Below are 8,179 nucleotides of genomic sequence, written 5' to 3' on the forward strand. Positions count from 1 at the left end.
CCTGCTACAGTTGGCGTAGGTACTCGTGGAGATCTGGGCGGTGGCGCTTTAGGTTCAGCATCGCATAGCCCACCCACTGCCCCGGCCCATGGTAGGTCACTTCGCCGCCGCGCTCCACCCGCAGGATTTCCGGCTCTTGTTCAGAAGGAGATTCCGGGTGGATAGCCGGGGATCCTATCGGCTGAGAAAGGCTCTTGAGAAACTTGGGATCGGCTCCTGCCCCCAAGGTGTAAACCGCAGGATGGGTGAGCAGCAGTAATCCGTCCGGCAACTGGGGATCCCGGATCATATGGGCCAGTCTTGCCTGCTGCCAAGCCCAGGCAGTGCGGTAGGGCACTTCACCCGGCAGGTGAACCTGCAGAAGCGGCAGTTGCACGGGGGATCCAGAAAAGTTCACCTAGCTTACAGGTTTAGTTAACCTGCGCCCGCAACCGCTCCAACAGGGCCCGCGGCTGCAACAGCCCCTCAATGCGGTCAATCGGCTTCCCATCTTTGAAGAGGATCAGCGTTGGCACCGCTTGAATGCCCCAGCGAGCAGCGATGGTTGGGTACTTTTCGGTGTCAACCTTCACAAAAGTAACCGCATCCCCCACCTGAGGTTTTACCTGCTCCAACACTTGCGCCATAACCTGACAAGGGCCGCACCAGGAAGCATAAAAATCCACCAGGATCGGGGTTTTGGATCCCTGAATCATGTCGGCAAAACTTTTGAATTGCTGTTTGTGCGCCATAGGAAACTCCAAGGGTGTTCTGAAAAGCCTGAGATGAAATCTATTTGTAAGCTAACTGTTTGAGATTAAAAATTGGTGTGGAGATCTCGCCGCAGCCTGCTTCGGTTTCCCGGTAGGATGGCTAGGGTTTGGGGGAAGAGCTAGAGCGTACCTGTAGTCTAGGGTGTTGTGGTGGACAAAGGGGCAGACTTTAGCAGGGTTTAAGGACTTGGAGGAGTGGGATCCCGATGGCAACAAGCAGCAGCATGGTGAATCGTGGCGTGTTGGCCACAGTGCTGGCCGGGGTAGGACTCAGCCTATGGGGGGCTTGGCGTTGGCTGTGGGATCCCTGGGGCTGGGCTCAGGTAGTGGCCGGGTTGCTGCTGAGTTTGGGCAGCTTGCTCTACTGGCTCAAGACCCGCCCCGCCGATCACCTGGTGGTGGAGCCCCAAGGCTGGCGCATCAGCCGCCACACCCCCGAGCACTGGGTCATTCAAGCGGAGTTTGTGGCTCGCAACCTCAACCCCCTTTTGGAAGTCACCTTGGCCCAGGTGGAGCCGCGACTGCATTTGCTCAGCGCCGGATCCCCAGAAGGCATTCACACCCGCCTACGCCTGCGCTCTCGCCATCCGGATCTTCCCCCCCGGCAAGACAACTACTGGCAGGCTTATATCCTCACCCCCCAGAGCCAGACTGGCCTAGAAGTCGAGATCGAGCTGAAGGGGAAAGGGCTAGCGGATCTGCGCTCGGCCTGGCTCCAGCTGGACTACATTCAGTACGGGCGGCAGCGGCGCACCCTCAAGACCAGCCATCTCATCCTGCCGTTGCAGGAGGTGGAGCCCTTGCCAGAGCTGAACTGGCAGCAGCAGGGATCCCTCCTTTGGGCCGCCGTTCCCACCCATCTGCTGACCCCCAGCGATGACTTGGCCGAGGTGCTACGGCGGTATGTAGGCCCTCACATCCAGCCCGGCGATATGGTGGCCATCTCGGAAAGCGCCGTGGCTATTGTCCAGGGCAACTTCCGCCATCCCCTGCAGGTGCAGCCCGGCTGGCTGGCCCGCACCCTGTGCTACTTCTTCCCCTCCAAGACCAGTCTTTCAAGCTGCTACGGGATGCAGACTTTGATCGACTGCTCCGGGGCCTGGCGGGTGGTGTGGGCTTTTGTGGTGGGATCCCTGGCCAAACTGCTGGGGATCCCGGGGGTCTTTTATGCCCTGGCGGGGGAGCAGGCCGATCTCATCGACGACGTTACTGGCACCCTGCCTCCCTATGACCAGTTCATCGTGCTGGGGCCGCGGGATCCGGCCAAGTTGGTGGGGGATCTGCATCGGCAGACGGGCTACGAAGTGGCCATCGTGGATGCCAACGATCTGGGGCAGGTCAAGATCCTGGCAGCCAGCCCCGGCGTAGAGCGGGAGCTGGTGGAGCAAGCCCTGGGCAAGAACCCCGCCGGCAATGCCGCTGAACAAACCCCCCTTGTGCTGATCAGGAAGATGACACCTGACTGAGGCTCTGCTGGGATCCGAGGGCTTGCATCGCCTGGTGAGTGGAGAGGAAGAAGCGCTCAGCGCCCACTTTCTCCACAAACCCAGCCTTTTGGAGGCGATCCATTACCGGCCCCTTCACCTCGGCCATGGCAAAGCCCACCCCTGCCTGCTGCAAACGTTCCACCAACTGGGTCAGCACTTCCAAAGCGCTGCCGTCGATGAAGTTGATGGCGCTGGCAACGAGCAGCACCTGCTCCACTGTGGGTCGCGCCGCCACCTCTCGCAGCAGATACTCCTGCAAGTAGGCTGCGTTGGCAAAAAACAGGCTCTCGTCCACCCGCACTGCCAAGATACGGGGATCGGTAATCACCTCATGGCGCTGCACGTTGCGGTAGTGCTCCGTACCGGGCACCTGACCCACGATGGCAATGTGAGGACGGCTAGCCCGCCAAAGAAAGAGCAGGATGGAGACTAACACCCCTATTCCGATCCCCTGCTCCACTCCGATCCCCAGCACACTGGCAAAGGTTACCAACCAAACCAGGGCATCGCCACGGTCGTAGCGCCAGCTTTGCAGCAGGGGGTGAAAATCCACCAGGGCCAGCACCGCCACCAGAACAATGGCCGCCAGGGTGGTCTGGGGCAAGAAGGTGAACAGGGGCATCAGCCAGATGACCGTCAAAGCCACCAACAGGCCGGTGATTAGGGAGGCCAGGCCACTGTTGGCGCCTGCTTGAAAGTTCACCACCGACCGGCTGATGCCTCCCGTTACCGGATAGCCGCCACTGCAGGCTGCTGCCAAGTTGGCTGCCCCCAAAGCCACCAGATCTTGGTTGGGATCCACCTTCTGCCGCCGCTGGCTGGCCAAGGACTGCCCCACGGCATAGCTCTCCGTGAAGCCCACCAAGCTAATGGCCAAGGCGGTGGGCAGAAGCGCTGTCCACTGTCCCCAGCTCAACGAGGGAAAGCCCAAGGGGGGCAACCCGGAAGGAATGGAGCCAACAACGGATACCCCTGCCCTCTCCGAGAGGTTTAGGCCCCAGACCAACAGGCTGGTCACGAGCACAGCCGCTAGCGGTGCCCCCTTGGTCAAAATCAAGGCCCAACCTGGAGGCACACCCCAACGCCGCAGTTGGTGGGGCAACTTTCGCTGAGCGTACACCAGCAGGGATACGGCCAGCAGCCCCAAGCCAAAGGTTGCCCAGTTCACCTTGTCCAGGCTTTGCCACAGCCGCTGCACCAACAGCAAGAAGGACTCCGTATTGGCGATCTTGACCCCCAGGAGGTGGCGGAGCTGGCTGAAGCCGATGATCAAGGCTGCCGCGCTGCCAAAGGCAGTCACCACCGTGTGGCTTAAGAAATTGGCCAAAAACCCCAGCCGCAACAACCCCATCGCCCCTTGAATCAAACCCACTTCCAAGGCCAGGCCTAAAGCCAACTGCCCGTACTCTGGGCTGCCCGGCAAGGACTCCGTCCCGCTGACGCGACCGGCCAGGGGCTCCAACCCCGCCGCCACCAAGAGGGAGATGATGGCCACCGGCCCCACCGCCAAGGCGCGGCTGGATCCCAGTAGTCCATAGACGATCACCGGCAAAATGCTGGCGTACAGGCCCACTTGGGGGGGCAACCCGGCCAACAGGGCATAGGCCATGCTCTGAGGCACCAGCAGAATAGCCACCACAAGGCCGGCGATCAGATCTCCCGGCAAATCTGATCGTTGATAGTGGAAGACCCAAAGGGACTCCTTAGCAAAGGGCAGGTACCGCGCCAGGATCCCTTGCCCCCCAGAGGAAGTAGAAGGGATCCCGTTCATAGAGACTGACCTCGGTTCCAGGGCATGCGAGCCAAGAGCAGAGCCATGCCACAGGTGTTGGTTACACCCGCAAACACCAGCCCAGCGCCCACAAAGCCACTCAGCAGCAGCCACCAGGGGTTGACAAAGGCCCCCAGAAGGGTTCCGGTGAGCACCAGGGATCCCGCCGCAATCTGCACCTGCCGCATGATGGAGATGGGCGCATTTTGGGTGCGGGTAACAGGCAGCTTAGCCGCTTTCCAAGCCTCGATCCCTCCCTTGAGGCTAATGACCTCCGGCCAACCGCGGTCTAGCAACTGGCAACTGGCCCGAATGGAGCGGCTGCCCATGCGGCAGTGCAACACCACCGGCTTCTCTGGCGTGGAAGCAGGCACTTTGGCCGGGTCAAAGGTAGATAGGGGCATGTTGATGGCCCCCGGGATCCGCTCATCGGCATATTCTCCCGGCTCCCGCACATCAATGAGCTGGACTCGCCCCTGATCCAGCCACTGTTTTAAGGTCAGGGCATCGATCTCCTTGAGACGGGGATCCCGTTCTTGCGAAGCGGAAGGGATAGGGTTTTGTTGGGTTACGGTCATGGTTGTCTCCTTGCTTCTAGCGTTGTCTAAAATGCAAAATGCAGCGATTTTTGGGATTAATCCCCCTCCTCAAGCAAATGACTGGGCTCACCGGGGTAAAACCGGCTATCCAGGATTTGCTCTGAGGAATAAGGGCAGGTTTTGGGGAAAATCTTTCTGGGCAGCTTGGTCTCCTCCAGGGCCAGCTTCAGCGCTCCCAAGTAAGACTTGGAGATGGCCTCTGGCAAATAGGGCTTGAGACTTGGGCTTTCTTCAAGAAGCTCCAGAACTTCCTGCCGCTGCAGCTGGAGGGTGAGGAGCCAGCTTGCGGATCTCCCCTCTGGCTGGTACTCCCACTTGAGGAGATGCCCAACCAAAACTGCAAGTCGGTTTCGCAGTTCCTGCCGCTGTTGCCTGCCCAACGATTCAATCTCCTCGACTAAATTGGGCAGATCCAGCTTCTCCCAGGCCCGATCCCGCAGAAATTGAGCTTGTTGCTGGATCCAAGCATAGAAATCGCTCTCATAGAGACTTTCTCGATCCACGCTCAAACTCTCCATTTCTGGCAAGCCAATTGAGAGAAGGTTACCCAGAGCAGCGGGCCCTCACCATCGGAGTTTCACATGGGCTCCCCAGCCGGCGGGGGCTTACCCTGCACCTCGCTGCCCAGAAGGAATTAAACCGCTGCTGCCACTTGGCCGCACTGCTCGTTGGCCGGCACCGCTTCCTGGATCTTCTTCGGCTGGGGCAGGTTGAGGCTGTTCATCAGGGCAATGAAGCTCTCACGGGAACGCAGGTTGCCCGTTTCCGGATCCACAAAGCGCGGGTTCCAGCGCTTCTCCTCGCCAATGGTGGAGACGGTGTGCCCGCGATAGTCGTGGCCAGGATAGACCAGCGTCTCATCGGGCAGCGTAAACAAGTGCTGGGTAACATGGTCGTACATCAGGCCGGGATCCCCGCTTTGGAAATCCGTGCGCCCACAGCCGCGGATCAGCAGGGCATCTCCGGTAAGGACGCGATCCCCATTCACGCGGTAGGTCATGTGGCTGTCGGTGTGGCCCAGGGTAGCGATGGCTTCAATGACGACGGATCCCACTTGCAGCGTTTCCCCATGACCGATGAAACGATCTGCACATTGAGCCTTGGCCTGTACTGGCACCACCCCTTGGCAACCGGTCAGTTCCCGCAGCTTCCCGGTTCCCGTGATGTGATCCGCGTGAACGTGGGTTTCCAGGCAGTACTTCAAGGTTAGACCCAATTCCCGAATCAGCTTCAAATCCCGCTCCACCTGCTCCAGTACCGGATCCACCAGCGCGGCCTCGCGAGTTGCCGGATCCGCGATTAAATAGGTGTAGGTGCTTGTTTCTGCGTCGAACAGTTGGCGAAATAGCATAGTGCCCTCCTGTCTGGTATCGAAAGCCCGACGTGAACTTGGACTTTCTAGGAACACTATATAACTATCTAGTGTTAAAATCAAGTTGACGAACGGCGCAAGCAGGTTTGTTGATTGGGGAAAAGCCGGTGAGCAGAGCGGATGTGAATGAGTGTCGCACGATCCTGACGCCGCAGGTTCTCAACAGCGTGGCGGAGTACTTCAAGGTTTTGGCGGAACCCAGCCGCCTGCAGATCCTGTGTCAGTTGCGCTCTGGGCCGAAGAATGTAACCCAGATTCTGGAAGCCACCGGCATGGGCCAGGCCAATGTTTCCAAGCACCTGAAAATCTTGGCGCAGGCAGGGATCGTCAGCCGTCAGCCCAAGGGGGTGAGTGTTTATTACCAAATTGCGGATCCCATGTGCTTTGAGCTGTGTGAAGTGGTATGTCGGCAGTTGGTGAGTCGGCTACAACAGCAAGCCCGCCAACTGGAGCCGCTGGCAGCCATTCACCCAGGTCAACCGAGCTGAGGCGAAAATAGTTCTCAAACGGGTTGGGGTTGTCGGGAGCACCTGATGATTAGTCCAGCCCCAGCCGCTGACGAAAGTAAGGGATGGTCTGTTGCAGCCCAACTTGCAGCGGGATCCGAGGCTCCCAACCCAAGAGGGCACGGGCTTTGCGAATGTCGGGCCGCCGCTGCTTGGGATCATCTGTTGGCAGGGGCCGGTAAACAACAGGAGAAGGGCTGCCCGTGAGCGCAAGGATCTGCCGGGCCAGCTCCAGGATGGTGAACTCCTCGGGGTTGCCCAAGTTAAAGGGGCCAGGGTAGGGGCTGTTCATCAGCCGGATCAAGCCCTCTACCAAGTCGGAGATGTAGCAAAAGCTGCGGGTCTGGGATCCATCCCCATAAACTGTTAAGGGATCCCCGCGCAGGGCCTGGACGATGAAGTTGCTCACCACGCGGCCATCGTCCTCCCGCATGGCAGGGCCGTAGGTGTTGAAGATGCGGGCTACCCGGATCTCCGTTTGGTATTGCCGCTGCCAGTCGAAGGTGAGGGTTTCTGCCAAGCGCTTGGATTCGTCGTAGCAGGCCCGCGGGCCAATGGGGTTGACGTGGCCCCAGTAGTCTTCCGGTTGGGGATGCACCTGGGGATCCCCGTACACTTCTGAGGTGGAGGCCAGCAGGAACCTAGCCCCTGTTTTCTGGGCCAGTTGCAGCAGGTGATAGGTGCCCCAGACGCTGGTGCGGATGGTGCGGATGGGATCCGCTTGGTAGTGGGGGGGGGAAGCGGGGCAGGCCAGGTGGTAGATCTGCTGGATCCCGGCCTCTTCCAAAGCGGGCGGCAAGGGATCCGCCACGTCGTGCCAGATGAGCTGAAAGGCGGGGTTGTCCAGATGGGCCTGGACATTGAGCTGCCGGCCTGTGGAGCCATTGTCCAGGCAAATGACCCAGTGGCCTTCTTGCAGAAGGCGGGTTACCAAGTGGGATCCAATAAATCCCAGGCCACCTGTAACCAAGATTTTCATGAATTCCCCTTGTTTCTCAGCGCCTACCAGCCCACTCCGATGAGGGTTATGCCCGCCTGCTGCACCGCCTCCCGATCCAGACAGTTACGGCCATCGATGAGCAAGGGCCGCCGCATGAGCTCTGCAATCCGTCGGTAATCCAGTGACAAGAACTCCGGCCACTCCGTCACCAGCACCAGGGCATCGCAATCTTGGGCCAGGCGAAACACATCCGTTTCCACCACCACATGGGCCAACCCCTCCCGCATCCCTGAAGCGGACACAACGGGATCATACGCCTTCACCTTTGCCCCAAGGCGGTGGAGCTGCTCGATTAAGGTCAGGGAAGGGGCATCCCGCAGGTCGTCGGTGTGGGGTTTAAACGTCAGACCCAGTAGGCCAATGGTTTTTCCCTTGAGCACCTTGAGGGCTTGCTGCAGCTTTTCCACCAAACGTTGCCGCTGTTCTCGGTTGACCTCCACCGTGGCCCGCAACAGCTTGGCCTCATAGCCGTAGTCAGCAGCGGTTTGAATGAGAGCCGCCAGATCTTTGGGGAAGCAGCTTCCGCCCCACCCTATGCCGGCGTTGAGAAAGGCGCGGCCAATGCGCCTATCTAGGCCGATCCCTTCTGCCACCTGGGTGATGTCGGCGCCGGTGCGCTCGCAGATGTTGGCCATTTCGTTGATGAAGCTAATCTTGGTGGCCAGGAAGGCGTTGGCGGCATACTTGATCAT

Annotated in this window: 10 protein-coding genes; 2 read left to right on the forward strand and 8 right to left on the reverse strand. The window is 59.7% G+C overall.

Going from position 1 to position 8,179, the window contains the following annotated elements:
* Positions 1-4: 4 nt before the first annotated feature.
* Positions 5-376: a lipoyl protein ligase domain-containing protein gene (locus NW838_RS01475; RefSeq protein ID WP_414427365.1), complete on the reverse strand. Its 372-nt coding sequence runs from the start codon at positions 374-376 to the stop codon at positions 5-7.
* A 34-nt stretch (positions 377-410) separates the two neighbouring features.
* On the reverse strand, positions 411-731 hold the full coding sequence (trxA, locus tag NW838_RS01480; RefSeq protein ID WP_011433516.1) for a thioredoxin: 321 nt from the start codon (positions 729-731) through the stop codon (positions 411-413).
* A 227-nt stretch (positions 732-958) separates the two neighbouring features.
* On the opposite strand from trxA, the gene NW838_RS01485 reads away from it, so the two are divergent.
* Positions 959-2,218 (forward strand): hypothetical protein, encoded by a 1,260-nt coding sequence (locus tag NW838_RS01485; RefSeq protein WP_414427366.1) that lies wholly within the window; start codon positions 959-961, stop codon positions 2,216-2,218.
* Here NW838_RS01485 and NW838_RS01490 read toward each other — a convergent pair.
* From NW838_RS01490 to NW838_RS01505, 4 genes are all read right to left on the reverse strand, one after another.
* A complete protein-coding gene (locus tag NW838_RS01490; protein WP_414427367.1) occupies positions 2,196-4,010 on the reverse strand; it encodes a SulP family inorganic anion transporter in 1,815 nt (604 codons plus the stop codon). The genes NW838_RS01485 and NW838_RS01490 overlap by 23 nt on opposite strands.
* Entirely contained in the window at positions 4,007-4,588 is a 582-nt protein-coding gene (locus NW838_RS01495) for a rhodanese-like domain-containing protein (RefSeq protein ID WP_414427368.1), read from the reverse strand. Before NW838_RS01495 ends, NW838_RS01490 begins: the two co-directional genes overlap by 4 nt.
* A gap of 56 nt (positions 4,589-4,644) precedes the next feature.
* Positions 4,645-5,112: a DUF29 domain-containing protein gene (locus NW838_RS01500; protein ID WP_414355907.1), complete on the reverse strand. Its 468-nt coding sequence runs from the start codon at positions 5,110-5,112 to the stop codon at positions 4,645-4,647.
* Positions 5,113-5,243: 131 nt separating this feature from the next.
* Positions 5,244-5,960 (reverse strand): MBL fold metallo-hydrolase, encoded by a 717-nt coding sequence (locus NW838_RS01505; RefSeq protein WP_011433521.1) that lies wholly within the window; start codon positions 5,958-5,960, stop codon positions 5,244-5,246.
* A gap of 128 nt (positions 5,961-6,088) precedes the next feature.
* Here NW838_RS01505 and NW838_RS01510 point away from each other — a divergent pair, with 128 nt between their 5' ends.
* A complete protein-coding gene (locus NW838_RS01510) occupies positions 6,089-6,469 on the forward strand; it encodes an ArsR/SmtB family transcription factor (protein WP_414355908.1) in 381 nt (126 codons plus the stop codon).
* Between the two features lie 49 nt (positions 6,470-6,518).
* Here NW838_RS01510 and NW838_RS01515 read toward each other — a convergent pair whose 3' ends face one another.
* Together NW838_RS01515 and NW838_RS01520 are read right to left on the reverse strand one after the other, a co-directional pair.
* Positions 6,519-7,466 carry a UDP-glucuronic acid decarboxylase family protein gene (locus NW838_RS01515; protein WP_414427369.1) on the reverse strand — a complete coding sequence of 316 codons (948 nt, stop codon included), beginning with the start codon at positions 7,464-7,466 and terminating at the stop codon, positions 6,519-6,521.
* Positions 7,467-7,489: 23 nt separating this feature from the next.
* Positions 7,490-8,179: UDP-glucose dehydrogenase family protein (locus tag NW838_RS01520; protein ID WP_414427370.1), on the reverse strand; the 690-nt coding region annotated here is incomplete at its 5' end.

The sequence above is a fragment of the Synechococcus sp. R55.2 genome (assembly GCF_047462075.1).
In the GTDB taxonomy this organism is placed as follows: Bacteria; Cyanobacteriota; Cyanobacteriia; order Thermostichales; family Thermostichaceae; genus Thermostichus.